The organism is Salinimicrobium maris (assembly GCF_049680855.1).
Lineage (GTDB): Bacteria > Bacteroidota > Bacteroidia > Flavobacteriales > Flavobacteriaceae > Salinimicrobium.
This window is the reverse complement of sequence record NZ_JBMPGS010000001.1, coordinates 933,214-957,891: the sequence shown is the minus strand read 5'-3', so window position 1 is coordinate 957,891 and position 24,678 is coordinate 933,214. Positions and strand designations below refer to the sequence as shown.

Annotated in this window: 25 protein-coding genes; 14 read left to right on the top strand and 11 right to left on the bottom strand. The window is 39.2% G+C overall.

What is annotated here, in order from left to right:
* The first annotated feature begins 370 nt into the window (after nucleotides 1–370).
* The 14 genes from ACOV1Q_RS04560 to ACOV1Q_RS04495 all read left to right on the top strand — a co-directional run bounded on the left by ACOV1Q_RS04560 (nucleotide 371) and on the right by ACOV1Q_RS04495 (nucleotide 14,255).
* On the top strand, nucleotides 371–1,003 hold the full coding sequence (locus ACOV1Q_RS04560; protein WP_424493179.1) for a hypothetical protein: 633 nt from the start codon (nucleotides 371–373) through the stop codon (nucleotides 1,001–1,003).
* A 289-nt stretch (nucleotides 1,004–1,292) separates the two neighbouring features.
* Entirely contained in the window at nucleotides 1,293–1,451 is a 159-nt protein-coding gene (locus tag ACOV1Q_RS04555; RefSeq protein ID WP_424493178.1) for a hypothetical protein, read from the top strand.
* A gap of 20 nt (nucleotides 1,452–1,471) precedes the next feature.
* Nucleotides 1,472–3,133, top strand: coding sequence for a recombinase family protein (locus ACOV1Q_RS04550; protein WP_424493177.1), 1,662 nt, complete (start codon nucleotides 1,472–1,474; stop codon nucleotides 3,131–3,133).
* A 165-nt stretch (nucleotides 3,134–3,298) separates the two neighbouring features.
* A complete protein-coding gene (locus tag ACOV1Q_RS04545; protein WP_424493176.1) occupies nucleotides 3,299–4,645 on the top strand; it encodes a tyrosine-type recombinase/integrase in 1,347 nt (448 codons plus the stop codon).
* 713 nt (nucleotides 4,646–5,358) lie between these two features.
* Nucleotides 5,359–5,679: a four-helix bundle copper-binding protein gene (locus ACOV1Q_RS04540; protein WP_311499731.1), complete on the top strand. Its 321-nt coding sequence runs from the start codon at nucleotides 5,359–5,361 to the stop codon at nucleotides 5,677–5,679.
* 454 nt (nucleotides 5,680–6,133) lie between these two features.
* Entirely contained in the window at nucleotides 6,134–6,265 is a 132-nt protein-coding gene (locus ACOV1Q_RS04535) for a hypothetical protein (protein WP_311499732.1), read from the top strand.
* A 464-nt stretch (nucleotides 6,266–6,729) separates the two neighbouring features.
* Complete coding sequence (locus tag ACOV1Q_RS04530) at nucleotides 6,730–7,245, top strand: DUF305 domain-containing protein (protein WP_345599340.1); 516 nt, start codon at nucleotides 6,730–6,732, stop codon at nucleotides 7,243–7,245.
* A gap of 110 nt (nucleotides 7,246–7,355) precedes the next feature.
* Complete coding sequence (locus tag ACOV1Q_RS04525; RefSeq protein WP_265164179.1) at nucleotides 7,356–7,748, top strand: transmembrane 220 family protein; 393 nt, start codon at nucleotides 7,356–7,358, stop codon at nucleotides 7,746–7,748.
* A 91-nt stretch (nucleotides 7,749–7,839) separates the two neighbouring features.
* On the top strand, nucleotides 7,840–8,679 hold the full coding sequence (locus tag ACOV1Q_RS04520) for an EboA domain-containing protein (protein WP_311499734.1): 840 nt from the start codon (nucleotides 7,840–7,842) through the stop codon (nucleotides 8,677–8,679).
* A gap of 10 nt (nucleotides 8,680–8,689) precedes the next feature.
* Complete coding sequence (locus tag ACOV1Q_RS04515) at nucleotides 8,690–9,601, top strand: TatD family hydrolase (protein ID WP_265164181.1); 912 nt, start codon at nucleotides 8,690–8,692, stop codon at nucleotides 9,599–9,601.
* A gap of 5 nt (nucleotides 9,602–9,606) precedes the next feature.
* Complete coding sequence (gene eboC, locus ACOV1Q_RS04510) at nucleotides 9,607–10,482, top strand: UbiA-like protein EboC (RefSeq protein ID WP_311499735.1); 876 nt, start codon at nucleotides 9,607–9,609, stop codon at nucleotides 10,480–10,482.
* A 9-nt stretch (nucleotides 10,483–10,491) separates the two neighbouring features.
* Entirely contained in the window at nucleotides 10,492–11,679 is a 1,188-nt protein-coding gene (locus ACOV1Q_RS04505) for a 3-dehydroquinate synthase (RefSeq protein ID WP_311499736.1), read from the top strand.
* Nucleotides 11,676–12,881: a metabolite traffic protein EboE gene (gene eboE, locus ACOV1Q_RS04500; protein WP_311499737.1), complete on the top strand. Its 1,206-nt coding sequence runs from the start codon at nucleotides 11,676–11,678 to the stop codon at nucleotides 12,879–12,881. Before ACOV1Q_RS04505 ends, eboE begins: the two co-directional genes overlap by 4 nt.
* Before the next feature lie 3 nt (nucleotides 12,882–12,884).
* Entirely contained in the window at nucleotides 12,885–14,255 is a 1,371-nt protein-coding gene (locus ACOV1Q_RS04495; protein ID WP_311499739.1) for an alkaline phosphatase family protein, read from the top strand.
* 29 nt (nucleotides 14,256–14,284) lie between these two features.
* Here the strand turns inward: ACOV1Q_RS04495 and ACOV1Q_RS04490 are convergent, their stop codons facing one another.
* From ACOV1Q_RS04490 to ACOV1Q_RS04440, 11 genes are all read right to left on the bottom strand, one after another.
* A complete protein-coding gene (locus ACOV1Q_RS04490; RefSeq protein ID WP_424493175.1) occupies nucleotides 14,285–15,598 on the bottom strand; it encodes a PQQ-dependent sugar dehydrogenase in 1,314 nt (437 codons plus the stop codon).
* Between the two features lie 367 nt (nucleotides 15,599–15,965).
* Nucleotides 15,966–16,943 carry an ion channel gene (locus tag ACOV1Q_RS04485; RefSeq protein WP_189602888.1) on the bottom strand — a complete coding sequence of 326 codons (978 nt, stop codon included), beginning with the start codon at nucleotides 16,941–16,943 and terminating at the stop codon, nucleotides 15,966–15,968.
* A gap of 745 nt (nucleotides 16,944–17,688) precedes the next feature.
* Nucleotides 17,689–17,790 (bottom strand): heavy metal-binding domain-containing protein, encoded by a 102-nt coding sequence (locus ACOV1Q_RS04480; protein WP_265164187.1) that lies wholly within the window; start codon nucleotides 17,788–17,790, stop codon nucleotides 17,689–17,691.
* Nucleotides 17,791–17,940: 150 nt separating this feature from the next.
* Nucleotides 17,941–18,189, bottom strand: coding sequence for a heavy-metal-associated domain-containing protein (locus tag ACOV1Q_RS04475; protein WP_189602887.1), 249 nt, complete (start codon nucleotides 18,187–18,189; stop codon nucleotides 17,941–17,943).
* On the bottom strand, nucleotides 18,186–18,428 hold the full coding sequence (locus tag ACOV1Q_RS04470) for a heavy-metal-associated domain-containing protein (protein WP_189602886.1): 243 nt from the start codon (nucleotides 18,426–18,428) through the stop codon (nucleotides 18,186–18,188). The genes ACOV1Q_RS04475 and ACOV1Q_RS04470 overlap by 4 nt, the downstream gene beginning before the upstream one ends.
* A gap of 60 nt (nucleotides 18,429–18,488) precedes the next feature.
* The gene (locus ACOV1Q_RS04465) at nucleotides 18,489–19,811 is read right to left on the bottom strand and encodes an APC family permease (RefSeq protein WP_189602885.1); all 1,323 of its coding nucleotides are present in this window, start codon (nucleotides 19,809–19,811) and stop codon (nucleotides 18,489–18,491) included.
* A gap of 112 nt (nucleotides 19,812–19,923) precedes the next feature.
* Entirely contained in the window at nucleotides 19,924–20,475 is a 552-nt protein-coding gene (locus tag ACOV1Q_RS04460; protein WP_189602884.1) for a PRC-barrel domain-containing protein, read from the bottom strand.
* A gap of 199 nt (nucleotides 20,476–20,674) precedes the next feature.
* The gene (locus ACOV1Q_RS04455; RefSeq protein ID WP_189602883.1) at nucleotides 20,675–22,819 is read right to left on the bottom strand and encodes a copper-translocating P-type ATPase; all 2,145 of its coding nucleotides are present in this window, start codon (nucleotides 22,817–22,819) and stop codon (nucleotides 20,675–20,677) included.
* Nucleotides 22,820–22,830: 11 nt separating this feature from the next.
* Nucleotides 22,831–23,136, bottom strand: a complete 306-nt coding sequence (locus ACOV1Q_RS04450) for a phosphoribosylpyrophosphate synthetase (RefSeq protein ID WP_189602882.1) — start codon at nucleotides 23,134–23,136, stop codon at nucleotides 22,831–22,833.
* 6 nt (nucleotides 23,137–23,142) lie between these two features.
* On the bottom strand, nucleotides 23,143–23,787 hold the full coding sequence (locus ACOV1Q_RS04445; protein WP_189602881.1) for a hypothetical protein: 645 nt from the start codon (nucleotides 23,785–23,787) through the stop codon (nucleotides 23,143–23,145).
* On the bottom strand, nucleotides 23,784–24,677 hold the full coding sequence (locus ACOV1Q_RS04440; protein ID WP_424493174.1) for a ribose-phosphate pyrophosphokinase: 894 nt from the start codon (nucleotides 24,675–24,677) through the stop codon (nucleotides 23,784–23,786). The genes ACOV1Q_RS04445 and ACOV1Q_RS04440 overlap by 4 nt, the downstream gene beginning before the upstream one ends.
* Between the last annotated feature and the right edge of the window lies 1 nt (nucleotide 24,678).

The following is a 24,678-nucleotide window of genomic DNA, read 5'->3' as shown; positions in this document are numbered from 1 at the left end:
ACACCCATGAATGCTGGTTTAGACACCCTTTATTAACTATCCTCAATATCCATATTAAGGCCTTCAGGTTACTTCCCATTCAAAGTCAATAACATTAGGACACTCTATTTCTTTTACAAGCACACCCCTCTCCCCCCTGGGGTATCATCAAACCAATAACGACCCACCCTACATTGCATGAAAAATTTTTAATCAAAATATCTGGTGGGGGCATGTAAGTGCCTCAAAAATGACACAATATTTTTTTTTACCTGAATGAGGCTAAAACTATTCACTTTGCTCAAAAGTGAAGTATATATAAAGTAGTTAGAGGGTTATTCGCCCTTTAAATCCTTTATGTATGTATAAGATATATAGGATTCAAATAACAATGAAAAGAGAATTAGTATGGATGAAGTATTACACAATGAATGAATTTATAGTTAAAGTAAAATCAAGTAGAAGCACAATTCAGCGATTTTATAAAAAACACAAAACAATTGGAAAAGAGCGTAAACAGGAAGGCCGAAATAAAGTAATACCTGAATCCCACATTAAGTATTTCTCATTAGAATCTATGATAGAGAACGAGATTAGGCTTCAGCGGAAATTGGAACAGATGAGTAAGCTATTAGAGTGCATAAGGAAGGGAGATGATATGCAGAACTTTCTTTGGGGAATGGAATGGGATATCTTTGGAACAGTTTCTTATCGAAGCATAATGGGTGCAATTACCTGTTTTGATAAGATGACAAAACTATATGACACCCTTAAGGCTTTGACTGGTGATGCTGAAATCAAGTTTTATTTCACTACGGAATCCTATGATGTAAGGGATGGGCACCATAACCATTTTGTGTGTTTTTGTAGTGATAAAAGCTTACTCCCACAGATACGGCTGTTTATTAAGAAATTTTTCAAATCTGACCAATTAGACTTACAGGAATATGACCCAACTGATACGGGTGTGTTCTACATTAGCAAGCAAGGAATCCAAGGAACAGACTGGGATTTACTTCTGTAAATCCAATATCCCTTATTGTGTTTTAACCTCTACGATAATAGAGGTTTTTTTTTATATAAAAACTTCAGCTGCAAGTATTCTTCATTTGAGAAAAGTCCATCCCCCTATTGTCGATTACCAATAAATGTAACATATTTGAAAGAGTCGAAGGTAGCCACCAATTGAAATTTGCTCCATCGATTGGTCTTACCGAAGGCAGACCTTAAAGAAATAACCCCCACCGAGGGGACGATTTCTCTCTCCGCCAAGGAAAAAATAAATAGAGAAGATAATAGCGGAGAAGATTTTAATGCCGAATTCCAAATTTGAAGACAATCATCCCTACAGATTGTCATTAGAGGAACTAAGAAAATTACCATCATACAACTCCGTTAATGATGAAGAAGGCGAAGCCATTATAGATGATGCTCTTGCCTTGGCCAGAATGATTCTGGAAATAATAGATTAACCACCAAACACAAGAAGGAAATGAATTTAAATAAGTTTAATAAATATAAGAAAGCTGGAAAGACTCAAGAGATTATTAAGAAAAGTAAAGAGCTATGGATGTATACCAGGGTAAGCAGTAAAGAACAAACCAAAAAAAAGTATAGCATCGATGGCCAAATAAGCAGTATAAAATCCTACGCTAAAGAACATGGCTATACCATAACTAAAGAGCATGGGGGAACCTATGAAAGTGCTAAAGGAGATTTAACCAGAAAAGAATTCTTGAAGCTTCTGGAAAGCGTTAAAAAGGCAAAACGCAAACCTTATGCTATAGCAATAAAGTTCATAAGCCGATTCTCTCGCTCTGGTGGAGGTGCCATTGGGCTTGTTGAAGAGCTGGTCAATAATGTGGGTGTGCATCTTATTGAAACCAGCACTGGATTGTCAACCGAAGATGAAAAGGACCGCCTGGAAATATATGACAAGTTACTTGATTCCAGACGTGAAAATATGGTTCGTTTAGAACGGACTTTACCTGCATTAAAAGAATTCTTAGACGAAGGAAATTGGCTGGGCCGTCCACCCAAAGGGTATACCATGTATGGGGAAAGGGTTTCTAATTTCGGCAATCGAATAGAAGGTCAAAAAATAGTAATTAACAAAGAAGGAAAATTACTTCGTAAAGCATGGCACTGGAAAGCAGAAGGCATGACCGATGCCGATATAAGATACAAGCTATTGGACAAATACCATTATAAAATAAGCAAACAGAATTTATCCGCTATGTGGAGGAGGCCATTTTATGTAGGCGTTAATACGAACGCAATGCTTGATGCTCCAGTAAAGGGTAACTGGCCACCCCTTATAAGTGAAAAGATATGGGATGCGGTCCAAATGAGATTGGATAAGGCTACACGCAAATCAGGTTATGACATTGCTCCTGTAAGCGAACATAGACCTCTGACAGGTTTCATTTATTGCTCCCAATGTGGTTCAGCCATCACAAGTTACATAGCCAAGAAAAAGCAGGTTCACTACTACAAATGTCAGCATGGAAAAGGAGGAAATATGAATGCTTATACTACTCCTCGAAGTTTAAAGCCTGGGGTGAATGATTCATTCATTAAGTTCCTTTCCAAGTTTGAATTAAATGACTGCAATAGAAGGCTTATCCAGTTACAAATTGAACAGCTGACACAAGAACACCATGAGGAGAAAAAAAGGAGCAGAGACACTCTTAAAAAGGAGAAGAGAAAGCTTCAAAAACAATTGGAGAAGGTAAATGAAAAGTTCTTATTGAATGACAGTGTGGATGAAACCAGCTACAACAATGTTAAAGGTAAGCTTGAAGAGGAAATAAGACAAATCGAAGACCAAGTGAGAAGTACTCCTGAAAAATTATCGAACCAAGAAAATTTGTTGGAAAGAGCTTTATCTTTTTGTCAGAACATGAGTAACCACTGGGCTTCTGGAGACATCCATCAAAAACTTAAGATTCAAAAAACCCTTTTTCCTGATGGTTTAGTAATAAATCCAGAAACAAGAGAATATCGAACCAAAAAAATGAATTCATTATTGACTGCAATTGCAGATATATCAAGGGATTCGAAAGAGAAAAGCAATAAAAAAAGCCACCGAAATGGTGGCTTGTCTTCTTTAGTAGCGGGAACAGGACTCGAACCTGTGACCTTCGGGTTATGAGCTTGACACTTAACATCATCAAACTTGACCAAAAGCCATTATAATCAACTGTTTTCAAGGTCATTAATATTTTTGGAAATCAAATAATATCATCTAAAATAAAATTATTCTGTACTTATTCTGTACTAGTTTTTATTATCTTTATACTCTCCTAATAAGATGGTTATGGCAAGTATCAAAATTGTATTGCGCAAAAATATGATGAAAAAGGACGGCACTATTCCTTTGGCTCTTAGAATTAGCGAAAATTATAAGACAAATTACAAGTGGCTGGGTCAATATATTTCCGAAAAGGACTGGGATAAAGTTGCAGGAAAAGCCAAGAGAACCTATCCTAATCATAAAAAGCTGAACAACTTTTTGATGAAGAAGTTGACAGAGGCAAATGATCTTTACTTTGATTCTAAAGATGAAAACATGACACCAAAACAGGCTAAACAAAAATTGAAAGGACCAGGTGGCTCTAAGTCATTCTTTGCAGTTGCAGCAGAACGAATTAAGAGTAAACATGATCGTGGAACTTTTTCGGTTGCTAAATCAGAGCTTTCCATTTTATATAATATTGAAGAGTTTCTTACTCTTAAATCCTCGTCCTCCAAAAATGATGTAATTAAAGCTATAAAACAAAGAAGAAAGGATAGGGTGAGTAAAGCACGGAAATCTCAATACTCTTTTATGGATGGCATAGATCATTTTAAGAAAAATAAGACTTTGAAGTTCCGGGATATCGATCAAGCATTTATAGAGAGATATAAAACTTTCTGTTCTACCTACTTGAATCAGAAAACACGTACTATATCAAATCAACTAATTTTCATTAGAACGCTTTTTAATATTGCTATTAAAGATGGAACTGTAGCTTCGAAATTTTATCCATTTGCGGGAGAAAAGGAAAAGATACGAATCGGTTCGGGTAACAAAATTGGCCTTACAACTAAGGAAGTTGAAAAAATAGAATCCCTACAATTTGAGCCTCAATCATCAATCTGGCATACGCACAACGTATGGTTGATTGCCTTTTACTTTGCTGGCATACGTATTTCAGATGTGGTCAAATTAAAATGGGCTAATTTTAAGGATAACCGACTTTATTATGTTATGAATAAAAACGAAAAACCCTTAAGTCTTAAAATTCCTGATAAAGCTAATGTCATATTGAATTTTTACAGAAAAAATCAAAAAGAAAATAATGGGTATGTATTTCCCTTTCTAAAGGATTCAAAGAGTGACAACGCAGAGGATATTTTTATAAAAACTAGAAATTCAACAAAACTGTTTAATAAATATTTGAAACGAATTGCCAGCCAATGTGAAATTGATAAGAATTTATCAAATCATATTGCACGTCATAGTTTCGGGAATATAGCTGGGGATAAAATACATCCTTTAATGCTTCAGAAATTATATCGACATAGTGACTTAAAAACAACTTTGAACTATCAGGCAAATTTTATTCATAAAGATGCCGATGATGCTTTAGACAAAGTTATTAATTTCTCCGTTAACGGGTAAATACAAAGCGAGCGCCGTTTCTGCAATAGGGATACTTTGGTCGTTTTGAAGTACGGAAATAGAAAAATTTTTGGATTTCATCTGTTGCTGCCATGGTTTTTCAACGGCTATGGTTGAAAATATCTACATCTTCGGTTACAACGATTAATTTTATTAATGAAGATAGGTTCATAATCCGGAGGTCGGGGGATCGTGCCCCCTCTCGCTACCAATAAAAATAAGGCCTTCGAGAAATCGAAAGCCTTTTTTCTTTTATCAAGTACAGAATAAGTACAGAACTTTGATATTTTCAGGGTTGGCATTTGAATTGTTACTTTTTGATCTTTATTGTAGGTAAATTTTATTTTTTCCGGGAAAAACGAGCACATATAATATCTAACCAATTTTGAAAAATTGTACGTTTTGAATTTTTCGTAATAATTCACCGAAACCACATGGCCTGCCGCCTTTTGCTTTTGTATAGCCAAGCAATTCAGAAATTGGGCGACTAAGAATTCTATGAACGCTGAATGCTACTCTCAATAACCTAAACATAAACGCTCTTCACCTTAAACATTTATAGCAGAACGTGCATGCAGGTTGTGTATTAAACAGAAAGTTAAAATATGCTAAAAATGTGATAAACCCATAATAACTAAGGTTTTATATTTAAAATCAAAAGGTCTTTTACATCGTTAAACTGTAATTTCGAAATAAACTTAAAAAATATAACGATGAGAAATGAAGAATTAGTTAAAGGCATGTCAAACTGCGTAAATCACTGCAACTGGTGTGCGGACGCTTGTTTAAATGAAGAAAACCTAAAGGATATGGTTGAGTGCATAAGACTGGACAAAGCTTGTGCAGCAGTATGCAGGGCATTAAACGACATTCTTGTTACAGAATACAAGGATGTTCAAAATTTGGTGGATTACTGTATTGAAATGTGTGAAAAATGTGCGGAAGAGTGTGAGAAATTTGATTCCAAGCATTGTAAAGACTGCGCAGAAGCCTGTAGGGAATGTGCTAAAAATCTCAGAAATTTTAGAGCTTAATCCTTGTAAACTTAAACTATTTAAAGGCTGCTAAAAAAAAGCAGCCTTTCTTTTTCTACCCGTTATATCTGATACAGAAACTTTTTCGCGCCCCCGGTAATTTCAATAATTTGAAATCTACGTTTGATCCCAATAAACAGCTACAATTCGAATTCAGAACGCTCCGTTCCGGTCTTAGGATTCAAAAATTTAGCTTTCACCGCTTTTTTGTGTAGCGCAATATTTCCTTCCTTCCGACAACTATTCCCGAAACTCCAATTCATGTGGTGGTGGTGGGCAGAAGCTACCTAAGCTGCAATACAATTTTATGACTCAGGGGCTGTAGACCTGGAACAGATTATTTAGATTATGATTGTCACAGGAACAAAACCGGCCTACAGTACATAAATGATTTACCAGGACCCACTACAACAATTGTATGGGAAACTGCTCCCCAATAGTTAAAATTAAAAAGATGAAGGTAAAATATAGAATTATAATTCTCTTTGCTATTCTGATGGGATTCCAAAGTTGTTATCGTATAATGCCTTCCAAAGGCGGCGGCCAGCTGGATGATGTTCCTGAAAAGCGAAATGTAGTAAATTAATTACCACCTCAAAGACCTGTTTTATTTCTATCTCTTCCGCATTAACACAAAAGCACTCTATTGGCTTACAGACACGGGTCCGCTTGATTATTCAGCTTATTATACTTGTCCTAAAAAGAAAAGCAAAAAAGAACGCGGCGTACTCATATAAAATGAAGTTTGCCCTATTTTGAAAAAGCTTATTGAGCCGGGAGGTCAGGCCTATTTCACTCTTGGAAAACTATTAATTCAAGGGCTACAGCTCTTTAAAGTTTACCGTAAAGAAATCATCCTGAAAATCACTTCCAAAGACAAAAATTACATTTAACACAATTTTTATGTAATTAAATTTTCAAGCTATTTAATTTGTAAAAGCGTTTAATACTCAATCAAATTAAGCTTAAATCAGAAATAACTTCTAACCAAATAATCTAAAAATGGAAAATAATCAAAACAACAAAAAGCCTTACATAAAGTTTTTTTTAATGATAGCAACTTCAATGATTGCCATGTTCTTTCTGATGTATGTACATTCTTACCAAATTATAGATCATTTTTGGTATAGTGAAACCAGATTGTTTATGACAATGATCATGGGAGGGGCAATGATCATTATTATGTTATTGTATATGCTCAACATGTACAAAAACAAAAAAGCTAATATGCTCACTCTTGCTTTCGGAGTTTTACTAATAGGTGGTTCGATATGGCTGGTACGAAGCCAGGTAACTGTTTCAGATACAGATTACATGGAAGGCATGATACCTCACCATTCAATCGCAATTTTAACCAGCGAACGTTCTCAAATAGAAGATGTTAGGGTAAGAGAGCTTGCAGATAAAATCATTAAGGCGCAGCGTAGGGAGATCATGGAAATGCAATGGCTAATAAATGACATAAGAGAAAACGGCATAGTAGAAACAGAGGAAGAAAAAAAGGAACGTCCGGTTCCAGATTTTGAAGGTACGGTCGAGAAAGAGACCATAGATCTATATGAATAACTAAATTCTTGCTAAATCGGCTAATCTTCTTAAATCACGTTTATAACTTTAAATGAGAACCTCCAGCACCTTGTGGGGCGAAGCTGACTAATGTTCAAAACCAACTTTTCGTGAAAATAGCCAATGGATTTTTTGCAGTAATTTTTCTTGTTTCTGCCGCTATACAACACAACGACCCGGATCCACTTTTATGGATGTCAATATATGGCTACGGTGCACTGATCTGTACCCTGGCGATTTTCCGGAAGGATAGTAGGATTTTACATTATGCAGGCCTGGCCGTTTTCGTTTCTTACGCTGTGTATTTGTTTTTTATTCATAACGGCGTCTACACCTGGTTCAGCTTGCATTCTGCAGAAAATATCACCGGATCAATGTCAGATGAAAAACCATGGATTGAAGCCACCCGGGAATTTTTCGGGCTTCTTATTCTCAGTTTTGCCCTTTTATTAAACCTGATCTTTCGAAAACAGAGAAAAGGCTCTACCTCTTCCTATAGCTGAAATTAAGATAAATACAACAGAGGATGAAGATTAGATTTCTTATATTAAAAAGGCATTGGCACATCGAACTGCAACCAAAAATTTAATCACAATGAAACAGCCACAAAAACTACTGCTAGATTGGATCGCTGAGGTTTGTTCTTCAGAAGAAGTAAAATGGCTTGAGGAGGAAGAAAAAAAGTTCAGATCTCAAGGAAATGAGAGGGATCTGGTATTAGCTTTTTCTAAGGTTCCTCGAAAAATTACCCGAAAAGATCTGAATATTGGGCCTGAAGAAACCTTTAAGGCGCAAACGCTGAAAAAGAATTGGCATCCGGAGAATCTTGATTCAGAGCAGGCGGCAAGAATTCTGCTTCTGCTTTCTTTTGCGTCAGAGAAGCCGGAAGAATTTTCAGGTACAGTTGAAAAATTGTTGGAAACTGCAGATCTAAATGAACAAATCACTATTTATTCAGCTCTACCATTGTTTCCTAATCCTGAAAGATTTCTCCAAATAGCTTACAGCGGTACCCGTTCTAATGCTACCTCTGTCTTTGACACCATTACATTGGAAAATCCTTATCCTTATGAACATTTTTCAGAAGAAGCTTATAATCGGCTGGTACTTAAAGCCGCTTTTATGGAGAGGCCTTTTTGGAAAATTGTCGGCATCCCCGAACGTGCCAATCCGGTACTTGCTGAGTTACTGCTGGATTTGGTCTCAGAAAGATGGTCTGCCGGCAGGGAGTTTAATCCACTCGTCTGGCGATTAATTACTCCTGCCTTAACTGAAAATCGCTTTCGGGAATTTAAAACAAGGGCAAAACAAATGGATCCCATAAATGAAGAAGCTGTTGTTCTTGCTTATGAGCAACATAAAAATTCTTCAACTCCGGATTCCCGAAAGTGGGAAGAATTACTTGAAAAATGGGAAACTCAAAAACACACCTAAATATTGACATATGAAATTTATAGATCCACACATTCACATGACATCCCGAACTACAGATGACTACAGCCGTATGCGCGAGGCAGGAATTGTAGCTATAATTGAACCTTCTTTTTGGCTTGGCCAGTTACGAACAAATGTTGGCACATTTAAAGACTATTACAGTAGCCTTATAGGCTGGGAAAGGTTCAGGGCGAGTCAGTTCGGGATCAAACACTATTGCACCATCGGCCTTAATTCAAAGGAAGCCAATAATGAAGAACTGGCAGAACAAGTGATGGATCTGCTGCCCCGGTTTGCTCTCAAGGAAGGTGTTGTGGGAATAGGGGAAATAGGATTTGACGAACAAACAAAAGCAGAAGAAAAATACTTCAGAAAACAGCTGGACCTGGCAAAAGAGCTGGAACTACCGGTGCAGATCCATACACCGCACAGGGACAAGAAAAAAGGTACCTCTTTAAGCATGGATATATGCCTGGAGCATGGACTTGACCCGGAATGGGTAGTAATAGACCACAACAACGAAGAGACAGTCAAAGAAGTTCTGGACAGAGGTTTTTGGGCAGGGTTTACTATATATCCCAACACCAAAATGGGAAATGAACGTATGGTGGAGGTTGTGAAGCAATACGGTTCAAAGAATATATTCATAAACAGTGCCGCCGACTGGGGGATTAGTGATCCTCTCGCAGTCCCAAAAACAGCTGCCCTAATGCAAAGAAGAGGTATTGATCAAAAGGATATTGAAAAGGTAACCTACGGCAATGCACTGGTTGCATTTGGACGCAGCGGACAAATGAAAGAAGAGGACTGGGAAACGGAAAAAGAAATTGATCTCAATGCCAAATTCTCGGGGAATTCGGTTCTACGTGGGGAACAAATTCCGACTTCTCAATCAAACGAAGAGGACATCCTAATAAAGTAGAATAAATGTTGCCATACCTGAAGCTAATGAGGCCTGCAAATATCATAACCGCCTTTGCAGATATACTTGCGGGATCATCAATTGTTGCCGGGGGTTTAGTCGTATTTTATAGTGCAGATCTCTACCTGTTATTGTTGGCGACAGCAGGCTTGTATGGTGGCGGGGTAGTCCTGAACGATTATTTTGATGCCGAAATAGATCAACAGGAACGACCGGAACGGCCTATTCCAAGTGGACAGGTGACCAAAAAGGAGGCTTTGAGCCTGGGAGTGGTGCTTTTTCTGATTGGAATAGCAGCTTCTTTTGTGGTTAATGTAGTTTCAGGGTTTTTGGCAGTGGCTATTGCAGTTTTAGCCACCGCTTATGACGCCAAAGGGAAACATATTGACTGGATAGGCCCCATAAATATGGGGCTTTGCAGGGGTTTAAATCTCCTCCTGGGAATGTCAATACTTCCTGCTATCACTGGGGAAAACTGGTACCTGCTATTCATTCCGGTAATTTACATTGCAGCCATAACCTCCATTAGCAAAGGTGAGGTAACAGGTTCTACCCGGAAACCCTTATATGTGGCAGCTTTTTTTTATCTTTTGGTCATTACAGCTATTGCATATTTGGGATATGAATCAGAAGCCAGCGACTTCTTTTCTACTGTTCTGTTTGTAATCCTGTTTGCAGCTCTTATCCTGCCTCCCCTTGTTCGGGCTATTAAAGAACCTTCAGCTAAGAAAATACGCCTGGCTGTAAAAGTGGGGATCATCTCCCTGATTGTTATGAACGCAGCCATTGCGGCTTCCTCAGCAGGTCTTGTTTTTGGGCTTGTGGTGTTGACTCTTTTACCCTTTTCTTTCCTGACCGGAAAATTGTTCCCGGTCACTTAAAACCTTGTTATGAATTCCAAAATAAGTGCTCAAAAAACAAACATCCGGCAAAGCTTCACTCTACCTGTAGCGTATGACGTGTATTTTACCGAAGATCTTTTTGCCCCTGCAAATCCCACTTTTAAGCAGGTATTCAGTCGAAAGACAGAAAAAAAATTAAAGCTCTTATTTGTGGTTGACAGTGGTTTACTTGAAAAAACACCGGGCCTTCAGGAAAAAATCAGGACTTACTGCGAAGATATTTTACAACTCGAGGATTTTCCCGATCCCATCATTCTACCGGGTGGCGAAGAGAGCAAGAACTATTTAGATCACGTTACTTCTGTTCTGGATCAAATTAATAAATATGGCATTTCCAGGCATTCGTTCGTAGTAGCTATTGGAGGAGGCGCCGTGCTCGATGCCGCAGGATTTGCAGCAGGCATTGCGCATCGCGGAGTAAGACTGATAAGAGTTCCCACCACTGTTTTATCCCAGAATGATTCGGGCGTGGGCGTCAAAAATGGAATAAACTGGTACAACAAAAAGAATTTCCTGGGAACCTTCACCCCTCCCTTCGCTGTCATCAATGATCAGCAGTTTTTACGAACTTTAGAAGAAAGAGACTGGCGAGGCGGCATTTCTGAAGCCGTGAAAGTGGCCCTTATTAAAGACAGGAATTTTTTTGACTGGATTAAGAATGACACCGAAAGACTGGTCAACCGGGATAATGAAAGTATGCAGTACCTCATTTACAGATGTGCAGAGCTTCATTTAGAACATATCTCTTCGGGAGATGCATTTGAAACAGGCTCCTCCCGGCCTCTTGATTTTGGCCACTGGGCAGCTCATAAACTGGAACAGTTCACCAATTACTCCTTAAGACACGGGGAAGCTGTTGCTATAGGAATCTCTCTGGATTGCGTCTATTCATGGAAGACCGGCTTGATAAAAAAATCTACTTGTGACAAGGTGCTTCAACTACTTTGGAATCTGGGTTTCAGATTATATACGCCGGAATTACTTCGATTGGAAGAAAAAGAATTTGAGGTGCTCGAAGGCCTTCAGGAATTTCGGGAACATTTAGGCGGGGACCTCACTATTATGCTACTTGAAGAAATTGGCAAGGGGAAAGAGGTACATCAAATAGATCAGGATAAAATGAAGGAATCCATCCTTTTTCTTGAGAAGGAAGATCAAAAAATTGGTGCATCTTGAAATACAAAAACTATCATCTTACCTACTGTACCAATGTGCATCCCGGGGAAGACTGGGCAACCACTTTCACTCAGCTTAAGAAGTATATCCTGCCTTTAAAGGAAAAATTGGCACCTGAGACACCCTTTGGCATCGGCTTGAGATTGTCGGCAAAAGCTGCAGCCGGTCTCCTGGAAAATAACGGGCTGGACAAATTTCAAAAATGGCTTGAACAAAACGACCTGTACGTATTCACCATGAATGGCTTCCCTTACGGCACTTTTCACGCCACGCATGTTAAAGAAAAGGTACATGACCCCGACTGGAGCACTAAGGAAAGACTAAAATACACCGGGGACCTTATTGAAATTTTGGGCAAGCTTATACCGGCGGAAATTAGTTCAGGCAGCATTTCAACATCTCCCGTATCTTATAGGTTTACTCAGAAAAATATTAAAAATGATAAGGAGACTGAACAGAAGATCACTGAAAATTTCGCTGCTGTTGTGGAGCTGCTTTTTCAGCTGAAGGAAAGTACAGGTACAGAGATTCATCTGGATATAGAACCCGAACCGGATGGAATGGTAGAAAGTTCAGCCGAGGCGGTAGCATTCTTTGAATATTTAGTACAGGATGTTGGGGTACTTCTACAAAAAAAGCTCAGGGTTCCGGCGGAAAAAGCACATGCCATCATTTTGGATCATCTTAGGATCTGCTATGATGTTTGCCATTCTGCCCTTCTTTATGAGGAACCATCTGAAGTCATGGCAAATTTTGAGAAAGCAGGAATAAAGATTGGAAAAATCCAAATAAGTTCAGCCTTGAAGATCGCTATTCCCCTGGAGCAACCTGAGCGGAAAAGAATTCAGGACCGTTTGACAGCTTTTGCAGATTCTGTTTATTTACATCAGGTAGTGGGTTTACTACCCGACGGTTCTTTTGAACGCTATAAAGATCTTCCGGCTGCCTTAGAAAGTTTGCCCGTGACCCATTCCACCGAATGGCGAATTCATTTCCACGTTCCCATTTTTGCTGCGGAATATGATGAGATCTGCTCTACCCGGCAACAAATAGAAAAGGTTTTTTCCCTACCAAACCTGAAGGAGATCACTTCTCATCTTGAGATAGAGACCTACACCTGGGATGTATTGCCCGAAAAGAATCAAAGCTCTTTAACCGAATCTATTGCCCATGAATATCGGTGGGTGCTAAGTAACCTTTAAAAAATGAAAAAAACAGTCGTTATTAATGTAGTTGGACTTTCAAAGAATTTAGTGGGAGACAAAACACCTTTCTTAAAAGGGTGGGCAGGAAAAAAACAGGTAAGAGCTATAGATCCGGTACTTCCCGCTGTTACGTGTAGCGCCCAGGCTACTTACCTTACAGGGAAATATCCTGAAGAGACAGGGATTGTAGGCAATGGCTGGTTTTTTAAAGAGGAAAGTGAAGTGAAATTCTGGAGGCAACCCAACCAGCTTGTACAAAGCGAAAAGATCTGGGAAACGCTGAAGAAAAGTAATCCGGATTTCACCTGTGCAAATTTTTTCTGGTGGTACAATATGTATTCCTCTGTGGACTATTCGATCACCCCTCGCCCAATGTATCCGGCAGACGGCAGGAAAATTCCTGATATCTATACCTTCCCCTCCCATTTAAGAGATGATCTGCAGAGGGAATTAGGACAATTTCCTCTGTTCAAATTCTGGGGCCCTGCCACTTCAATTGAGGCTTCAACATGGATTGCTCGGGCCTCGAAGATGGTCGATGCACAAAATGATCCCACTTTGACTCTCATTTATATTCCACACCTGGATTATAATTTTCAGCGCCTGGATTCACATCATCCCAATATTGACAAAGACCTGAAACAGGTGGACGAAATTTGTCAGGACCTTATCAACTACTATGAATCTAAAGGTGCTGAAGTAATTTTACTTTCTGAATATGGAATAACTGAAGTAGAACGTCCTGTTTATATCAACAAACTGCTAAGGGAAAAAAACTGTATCGCTGTCAGGGAGGAACTGGGTTATGATGTTTTTGATGCTGGCGCCAGTGAAGCTTTTGCTGTTTGTGATCACCAGCTCGCCCACATTTACGTCAGGGACAAAAGCAGGATTTCTGAAATAGGAAAACTGCTAGGGGAGCTACCCGGAATTGAAAAGTTAATTACAGGAGAAGAGAAAAAGGAGTATCACCTGGATCATGAACGTGCCGGAGATATTATTGCTATTGCCGACAAGGATTCCTGGTTTTGTTACTATTACTGGCTGGATGACAAAAAAGCTCCTGACTACGCCCGAACAGTCGACATTCACCGGAAGCCGGGATATGACCCTGCCGAGCTTTTTATCGATCCTGACATAAAATTCCCCAAGCTGAAAATAGGTCTGAAATTACTACGGAAAAAGCTGGGCTTCCGGACACTCATGGATGTAGTTCCGTTAAAGCCTGAGCTGGTAAAAGGTTCCCACGGCCGCCGTCCTGAATCAACCGGGGATTGGCCGATCTTCATTTCTTCTTCTAAGGGAAAAGAAGCAACCTTAAAACCTGTGGCTGTCTTTGACGAGATTAGATCCGCGGTACTTTCAGAATGAACTAGCTCATCACATAAAGCTAACTTTATTTAAGGAGCAACCATTTTAAAAACCTTGCCGGTAGTACCTATAGGGCCTTCTTCATCGGTTGTAAGAATAAACATTTCTCCTTCCTTGTTCTGACCGAAAGACAGTAAATAATGGCCGATTGAAGTAGAGTTGGTCTGAGCAATTTTCAGCTCTTGAAAATCCCACATGCCGGTCTCTTTTGGAGTTGAAACGAACACGGCTCCCGCAGGTTTTCCATGATGCTGCGTCCAGGTGCCAAAAATGTACTTTCCGTCCATATTTCTAAGGTCTTCACCCCTGTAAACATAACCTCCTATGACGACCAGGCCTTTGCCTCCATGGTCGGTCCCGCCTTGTTTAAATTCAATCACAGGACTTATTAAAGGGTTGCCCATCTTATCTTTTTCGGGACATTTCTCCTTCTCTTTATCGTTATTATAGGCATTGAAGCAGTGTGTTCCTTCCATCACGTTCCATCCATAATTGCCACCTTTTGTGATCACACTTACTTCTTCCCAAAGTACCTGTCCTGCATCTCCCGCAATGAGATCATTGGTTCCTTTCATGTCAAACGAGAACCTGTACGGATTTCTGAGCCCGTAGGCGTAGATCTCGTCCATTCCCTCCTTATCTACAAAAGGATTGTCATCAGGAATATTATAAGGAGCATCTCCATTTACGTCAATTCTCAGGATACTGCCCAGCAGGTTTTGCTCTACATCCTGCCCATTACCACCGGCATTTTCCCCATACCAATCAGGTACATGTCCCATGTCGATATCGTTTGCTCCTCCTCCATCACCAAGGGCAATGTAGAGGTAATTGTCGGGTCCGAAGGCCAAAGTCCCTGCATTGTGATTATCCTGTGGCTGATCGACCTTCAGAATGATCTTTTCTGAAGCTTTGTCAGCCATATTGGGGTTATCCGGAGAGACCCTAAATTCTGAAATATAGCTGGTATGATCCCAGTTCTCGGGACCATCTTGACTAAGGGGTGCGCTATAATAGACAAAGAACTTGCCGTTTTCCCTGTAATCGGGGTGAAAAGCAAGTCCTAACAAACCTCGTTCTTCATGGGCTTCTTTTAATTCAACTATCTTATTTTTCAGATTTAAAAATGGCTCTTCCAAAAGCCCTTTTTGGGGAGTATGAATTCGGATCACCCCTACCTGGTCAACGATGAAATACCTTCCAGATTCATCAGGAGATTCAACAAATGCCACAGGGGAAACTAGATTATCTGCTACAACCTCCAGTCCTACCGATTCCTGCGAAAAAGTTGCGAAGGATATAGTTAATAAGCAGATTAAAGAGAAAAAGGATTTGATTTTCATAATGGTCTATTTTTAGTGGAATTCCTTGTTATCAATCTGTTAGCAAGGTACACAAAACCATATACAGCAGTGGTTAACAGGCTGTTAAAGACTGACATATGACTGTTAAGTCTATAAATACTAAATCGACATTTAACCGCTCTATTTAACTATGATTTAAACTTATCCTCTTATTAACTTTAAAGAGAGTAAAGTATTAGTTCTTCAATAGTATTTCTATCATTTTATTTTAAAAAAAAGAAGAATATTTGAATGTAATTTTATCCATGGCTATCTATAGTAAAAATCGATTCCGCTAGGAGAGACATTTTATTTTTAAGTTTTTTATTCAGAATAGAGGATATAATTGTTAATTATGACATATTTTTTAGCTTTCTTGATCCTGTTCCACGACCTGGTGCCAGCTAAGGCCCTCGCTTCTAAGCAAGCTCCCCAAAATACGCCTACGCTCAACCAACTCTTGTGAGTTTCTTTGAGTCAAACTGCGCGGTAAATCTTCATTGCCTGGGGAAACTTCAGCTTTAGGCAAGCTGCGGGAGAAATTTTTATCTAGATTTCGAAGAAAATCTGACAGAGAAGAACGCAAAATTTTCAATTCCTCCCGAAAATTTTCTCCCTTGTTAGATTTAAGAAGAATTGATAAAGCCTCATCTAATCTTGTGATATTAATACTGAACGAGTCTTTCACTTGGGACCGACTGTAGTAATGAACAACAGGATAAGCCTGATGACTTACGGAATGTTCGTCTACCTTCTCCTGAAGGTCAAGGATCTGTAGGTAACTATAGGGGGAATCTAGTCTAAGTAACTTATTTGCTATGGCCTGGGGGCTATTACCCAAATTATGGATGCTTTTCGCCAGGGTTCTTTTCTTTACCACAGCAGATGAAACTGAAAGAAAATAAGTCATCGAGCTGGTGAAAAAAATGAATCCAAAGAAGGAAAAGCAGCTCGTAACCAGTTCAAAAAAAGGCGATATAGGTTTAAAATTTCCCATCCCCAGAGTAGAAAGTATATATCCAGTAAAATAGAGACGTTCCCAGAAATTTGCTACTCTGCCGCTACTGTTAGTAATATCCTCGGGGTTGGAAGAATAAACCAGGAAAAGTCCAAACCAAATCATAGAAAGCCATACTGCGAGGATCATGAGATTTATGAATAGCCCGTGATAGTTATAAAGCTTTCTCCCAAAAATCCCCACACAGAACTGTAGTATCCTATCTGATAAAATTGCCACATTTTCAGAAATAAAACCCGCCCCACTGGCGGAAAGAGTAGTGTAAAAGAAATCATGTATAGCTATTAATAGTATAATGAATCCAAGGATTAGCAATGTTTCTGACATTTTATTATTTATTTGTTTTTATCTATGTTATAATTTTTGAGAAGCCAATATAAATAGACCCTGAAATTCATCCTGAAATCCTACAAAAAAAAGAATCATTAGGTGAAATTTCTTTCTCTCCTTTAGAATCAACCTCTATTACAGGCTCACAGAAAACTTCTTCTGCTATCCACCATCCCAACTCTACAATTACTATTGAAGCGAAAATCAGACACCATAGCCGCTTATTCGCATCTCTCTCTCTTTTGAAATCCATAACGTAATTTGTATCAATTTTGAACAAATTGGTTATTATGGATTTCGCCCTGTTCTATTATTTTAGAAAATACATTCACTATCCCAGGATAATGGTAATTTAGATTGTAATGTCTTTGTCAAGGAACCATAGATTTTCATTATATGCTAAACCTTTGCAGCTCTAAGACGCCAAGCATTTGCTATTACCGCAACAGGGCTGCAATAGCCAAGGCAGCAATTATAGGTGAAAGAAGTATTACTAAAAATGACTACGGCAATCCTGCTGCAACTGGAATACCCAGGGTCTTGTTTTCAATAAGCTCGTTCAAAAAACATCCAGGTGGCATAAAAAACAACAGGAACAGATAGCCCTAAATGAACCCATTTCCGGTACTTTCAATCCATTAGCTCTAACAGTGGATTATCTGAAAACATTTCCTCAGACATCGCTGCTATTAAATTAGGAACGGTGAAGACAGTAGCAGTCAAGAACTTCTTCAGCAGTTTCTTAAGTCTTATCATCTCCATCCACACCTCCTTCCATAGGCACAAGATCCATCCCGCAAATTGGGCAGGAACCCATTTCATCCTCTACTGTTTTAGGATGCATGAGGGAGGTAAATCACTGAGGCATCTTTTGCGAAAACGGTACTTCCACAAGATTCACCCTACACACCGTGCAATCCCCGGGTTTGTTGTAGGTTTTTTCCTCCTCGCAGTACATTGGATAATAAAAGGTTCCAGATCCTCCCGTCGCTTTTTATGTATTTTCTTTAGACGGTTTTTTGGGTTTCTCTCCCGGCACAGTGATAGAATAAGTTCCTCCATCTTCCTCCAGCTTTTTCTGAAAGGTTTTAAGTGGAATATGTTTATCCATCTCTATCATCGCCTCTTCCTTTTCTAGGTCTACCGAAGCCTTTGTGACTCCTTCTACTTCATTTAAGGTTTTTTCGACACGGCTACGGCAGCCGTTGCAGGTCATCCCGTGAACAGCATAGGTATGCGTCATATTGTTTGAGAACTACCTTCATCCTCAAGTGGTAGAGCAATAGAATAGCTTCCTTTCGTTTCTTCCAGTGCCTGCTGTAGCTTTGCCACGGGCACATGCTGCTTCATCTCAATAACTGCCTGTTCATTCTGAAGGTTTACTTCAACATTAGATACTCCTTCAACTCCCTGCAAAGCTTTCTCCACCGTACTTCGGCAGCCGTTGCAGGTCATTCCTGATATTTTATATTTATGGGTCATTTAATTACGTTTTTAGTTAAAATAATTTACGCTACTATTCTGTAAAAGTAGAATTTGTATTTACTCATGGGAATGCATATCAGCTTCCCCTTCGTCAAACCTGTTTTTCAGAAAGAAAAATTCAGCAATAAAAATTAGAATAATAGAAGGAACCGCGACATAAATTATAAATATGTCAGTTTGAGATTTTACAATCAAGAAGGCAAGAAGAACAACAACATCAAGAATAATTGCTGTAATCAAAATAGCTGATTTTGCTTTTACTTCCTTTCTCAGATATCTCAAAACCCCCACATGAACGATTATATCCATGACCAGGTAGAAAATAGCACCCAAAGAAGCAATTCGGCTTAGGTCAAAGAATATGGTCAAGATAATTGCAATTACTACTATATATATCAGCATATGCCTTTGGATAGTTCCAGACATTCCAAGATGGCTATGGGGGATTAAATGCATATCTGTGAGCATTCCTGTCATCCGGGAAACTGCAAAAATACTGGCGATCACCCCGGAAACCGTTGCTATAATAGCAATTCCAACGGTAAAGATTAATCCAAAATCCCCGAACAGGGGCCGAGCAGCTTCCGCAAGCGAGTAATCTTTTGCTTCTATTATTTGAGTAATAGAAAGATTCGATCCTACAGCCAGAGCTACTAAAAAATAGATTACCACACAAGTTGATAAAGAAATTACTATGGCCCTACTAACATTTTTGTGAGGCTTTTCAATTTCACTCCCGCTATTGGTTATAGTAGTAAAACCTTTATATGCCAAAATAGATAAGGCAAGTGCAGCAACATAATCAACAATGCTGTTTTTGCGTTCTTCAGAAGGAACAGCCGCATCCAGATCCACCCCGGAAGCCCAAAGGGCTCCAGCTGCAAAAATAATTAAACCTCCAATTTTTAAAGCTGCCATATAAAGGGAGATTTTTCCAATTGCTTTATTTCCAAGAATATTTACAACAAAGGCTGTTATAAGCAATCCTACCCCTAAGGCTGGAACCCAGAAGCTTCTTTCCCCAGCATCAAATAGCTGCAAGGTGTAACTCCCAAATGTCCTGGCGACCAGGCTTTCATTAATAATCATAGAAAAGGCCATGAGCAAAGATGCGGCAGCTGTAATAGTTCCTTTGCCATACGCTTTTTGCAGGTACATAGCTATCCCTCCTGCTGAAGGATAAGCATTGGACATTTTAATATAAGAGTAGGCACTAAAACCGGAAATAATTCCTCCCAGGATAAAAGCATATGCAAAGTATTCCCCGGAGAGTTCGGCCACCTGCCCAAGGAGCGCAAAAATCCCTGCACCAATCATTACACCTGTTCCCATTGCCACCGCACCGGTAAGGGAAAGGCTGTTCTTTTTATATTCAGACATATAATTCTTTAAAAAAAATCAATCAACCTTCAATATAACTTCAAAAAAAGGAAATTCCGGGCTTTCATTTAATAAGCTGAATTCCTTTGACTATAAGTAGACCTGCATTTCCTCATTCTTCATCAGAACCGAAAAACGTCCTTTCATTGAAATCCTCCTGGTTGTAAAAATTCCCTTGCGTATAACTGATTTCCTCCTTTTGTTTTGCGGAAAAAATTAGCAGAGTCTTCTTTTCATCTTCAATAGCGAGACTTTTTAAGTTTTTATAGGTGGGCAATGTTTTTAGTTTCTCAGCACTTACTTGTTCCTGAACAACAATTTTTTGTTTCTCTTGATTTAGTTCTGCTCTTCCTATGGGAATTAAAACATCCTTATCCTCTTTTACATTTATCTCTAATCCCACAACGAGGTATCTTATTCTTTTCTGGGTTTTGTCGAACAAAAAATCCTTCAGCTTTCCCACTCTTGTTCCAGTAGCATCAACTATCTGCCTTCCATAAATCCTGGAAAAATGATCATCAATTTTGTAGTCGCTGTTCTTAAGCTCTTCCAAATGTTCAAGTGGTGCAGAAATCTCATTAGGATCTCTTGAGGTACTTCTTTTTATATCCTGACCAACCTCATCATATTTCCACTTCTGTATCATTATTCTGTGTCTCGTCATATCCTAATTTTAATCGGGTTTAATTATTTCAAAACATATCATTAAAAACTAAACATATTATTTTTCAAAGTAAAAATTGGACCCTTGATTTCCCTTTATAATTCTAATCAGTGAGAAAGAAATATTTTAGCCTTTGCAAGTGTCTCCATTGCACAATTTTTCATGAAAATTAAATGAAATTTTCCAAGAACTTTTTCTCCTATTTTCCAATCTTTTTCTTCAGTAACTGCGCATTAATTGCAACAATAACTGTACTCAAACTCATAAACACGGCCCCAACGGCAGGTCCTAACACAAAACCTGTGGAATAAAGTACTCCGGCAGCTAATGGAATGGCTACAACGTTATAACCCGTTGCCCATACCAGGTTCTGAATCATCTTATCATAAGTAGCTTTTCCAAAAAGGATTAGATTGGCAATATCCTGAGGATTACTGTTGACCAGGATGATATCGGCAGTTTCTGCAGCCACATCTGTTCCCGAACCTACTGCAATACCAACGTTCGCCTGAGCCAAAGCCGGCGCATCATTAACCCCGTCACCGGTCATGGCCACAAATTCTCCCTTACTTTCCAATTCTTTAACTATTTCCACTTTTTGATGGGGTAAGACTTCTGCATAATATCCATCCAGACCGAGTTTGTCACTAACTGCTTTAGCGGTCCTCTCATTATCCCCTGTTGCCATAAAAACTTTAATATTGTTCTCTTTAAATATCCTGATGGCGTCTGCAGACTCGGGTCTAATCTCATCGGCAAGCGCGATATACCCGGCTAATTCACCGTTGATCAATACAAAAACCACAGTTTCGGCTGCATCGCTATAGGCATCTTCGGGGATGTTGATATTTTCATCCCGCAAGTATCCAGGACTTACTACTTTCACCTCTTTTCCCTCTACAGTGGCCTCGACTCCTTTGCCGGTAATGGCATTAAAGTTTTCTGGTTTTGGAATAGGGACTTTATCATCTTTTACTTTTTTGATGATCCCAACAGCAATAGGGTGTTCAGAACTCTGTTCTAACGCGCTGGAAAGCCTTAGAATCTCTTCCTTGGAGAATTTATCATTCACAGATTCGATACGGGTGACGCCGAAGTCCCCTTTAGTAAGGGTTCCGGTTTTATCAAAAAGTAAGGCGGTAATTTTTCGGGATTCTTCAAAAGCCGTTCGGTTACGAATTAACAATCCATTTTGGGCAGATACTGCTGTAGAAATTGCGACTACAAGTGGAATTGCCAGTCCTAGCGCATGGGGGCAGGCAATGACCATAACCGTCACCATTCTCTCAAGTGCGTACACAAAAGGAAAGCCTAAGATCAACCAAACCGCAAGAGTGCCAAAACCAATACCCAATGCTATGTAGGTCAACCATTTTGCGGCCCTGTCGGAAAGGTTTTGCATTTTGGATTTGGATTTTTGCGCTTCCTCCACCATAGTGATCACCTTATTGAGATAACTATCCTTCCCGGTATGTTCGACTTTAGCCTTTAAGGATCCATTGCCGTTAATAGATCCACCAATTATTTTTTGATCTGTACTTTTCTTTACCGGTTTTGATTCCCCGGTAAGCATCGACTCATTCAGGTAGCTTTCACCCTCCACGATTATAGCATCTGCAGGCACTTTTTCACCAGGTTTAACAAGAATTATATCTCCTTTTTTTAGCGTATCCAGCTTTACATCTTCAATCTGATCTCCGTTTACCCGATGCGCTTCCGCAGGCATCATACTCACCAAAAGCTGTAAAGCTTTGGAAGCACCCAAAACAGATTTCATTTCAATCCAATGCCCTACCAGCATAATAGCAATAAGCGTAGCGAGTTCCCAGAAAAAGTCAACACCCTCGAGACCAAAGACCGTGGCAGAACTGTAGAGATAAGCCACTGTAATTGCCATAGAAATGAGGGTCATCATCCCTGGGGCAGCTTTTTTCACTTCAGACCAAAAGCCTTTCAAAAATGGCCAGCCTCCATAGAAGTAAACAACAGTCGAGAGGGCAAAAAGGATGTACTTATTTCCTGGTAGAAGATATTTGTACCCAAAGAAATCCTGGATCATTGGCGACAGAAAGAGGATTGGGATAGTTAAAACAAGAGTTACCCAAAAACGCTTCTTAAAATCTTCAATCATCATTTTATGGTGATCATGACCTGCATGGCCATGAGCGGGTTCATCATCGTCATGTTTCCCCCTGTCATGATCCATCATGTCCCGGTCCATCGCCTTATTGTGCCCATGTTTTGTTTTTTCAGCAAGGTCATCCTTTAAGTTAGCTTCTTCTTTTCTTGCTTCCCGCTTCGCTGAATTCTTTGACTCCTCCTTGTGTTCGTCGTGATGTTCCATAATTCCTGAATTTACTGGTTAATTTGTCTTAGTTTGGTTCGCATTGTTTCCGAAATATTTTCTGAATAGATACCGTATGCATCTACCAAAATCCCCCTGACCCCATAACGGGAAGAGATAGCAAATAATATACTGTTGTCATCTGTACTGCTCATTCCTTCAAATCTATATACTTCATTGACCAAAAAATCCTGTGGGTGTATCTCCAGCTTTAAAGAGGGGCACTCAAGACAGTGAGGCTTTAAATTAAAATCATATTTGTAACCTCTGGCCTGGAGGCCATTCACAGCTTCTGAAAGGGTGTCATAATTATTCATTTTCTTTTATTTATAAGTCATTGTAAAATAACTGTTGTCTTCTTCGATAAATTCTTGAAAGTTCAATAGACCTTGTCCATTTAATTTCTCGTTAACAGTATAATTTAGTTGCTTAATGCGAATCCCCCACGCATAGGTCTTAATATTGATCTTTGAATTAATAGTTTTTTTGTTGTCATTGAACTTTCGGTCATATATCTTTATAATACTTTTGGAACCAAAAAAATCGAGCAGTCCCGAATCAAAAGTCATTTCCAATTCTATATTTTCAAGGTTGTCCAAATCGTAAAGCCTTTTAAATTTTTCAGAGGTGGTATTAACCTTGGTCTGCCTTGATTTTGGGTTGGAAAACGGCAAAGCCATTATTATAATACTGGCTTCATCAGGCTTACAGAGATAGGTCGTGGTGTATTTATCGGTCAATTTTTTGTCTTTATCCAACAATTCTGTAACTACCTCAATTTCATAATATCCATTTTTCTTTATTGTTTCACCCGCTTCAAATATTTGTTTATTGAGAAAAGCACCTTTTTCATCAAAATTCTCACGAATGACCACTCTGCCTGAAATCTGCCCTATAAGCATTTCCGTTTGTCCAGTCATTGTGATGCTGAATAAGATAAATAGTACTATAAATCCTTGTTTTCTCATATATGGTGCATTAATTTCTTTACCTCTTTTGCAATAATATTGCTTAAATCTATGCCATTGGATGGATGCGGAATGGTATTGCAGGTAACTATCTTTTCTACTCCGGAATCCAATAAATCTTGATAGGCATTTCCTGAAAAAACGGCGTGAATGCCTACGCAGATAGGGGGTTTCATTCCTGCTTTTTTCAGATGTTGTACGGTTTCAATCATTGTTCGCGCGGTGGAAATAATATCATCTACCAAAATGGGTGTGGCATTCTTGTACTTATCCATATCAGGAACAGAGACTTCCACGTCACGGTCGCCGTGACGTACTTTCTGTAATACCGTAAAAGGTGCGCCAGCATTTTTAGCGACTTCGGAAACCCATTGTTCACTTTCCAAATCGGGCCCGATAAGTACCGGGTTTTTGATGTATTTCTTGATCCATTCTGAAATGGCATCAGCAGCGTGAATTACTTTATTTGGAATTTGATACACTTCTCCCAAAGAACTAATTCTATGCAAATGAGGGTCAACTGTGATAATGCTATCGGCAAAACCTGAAATCAATTTTCCAAAAAAACCGGAATTCACTCCTTCACCTTCATTAAATACTTTGTCCTGACGCATATACGCCAAATAGGGTGCTACCAAGCAGATGCACATTGCTCCCAAGGATTTGGCTGTGTGGCTTAAAAAATATAGAGGCAGCAGTTTCTCGTCCGGTTCGTGCAAGGTGCATACCAGTACCACACATTTATCTTTAACATCAGATAATATACGCGTGTATGACTCCCCGTCAGGGAATTTACGCACGTTGGCTTTCCCTATTTCAGCATCCATTTTTTTTGCTAAAAGCTCTGTAAGTTTTTCATTTCCGGGAAGGCTAAATAATATTGTTTTCATA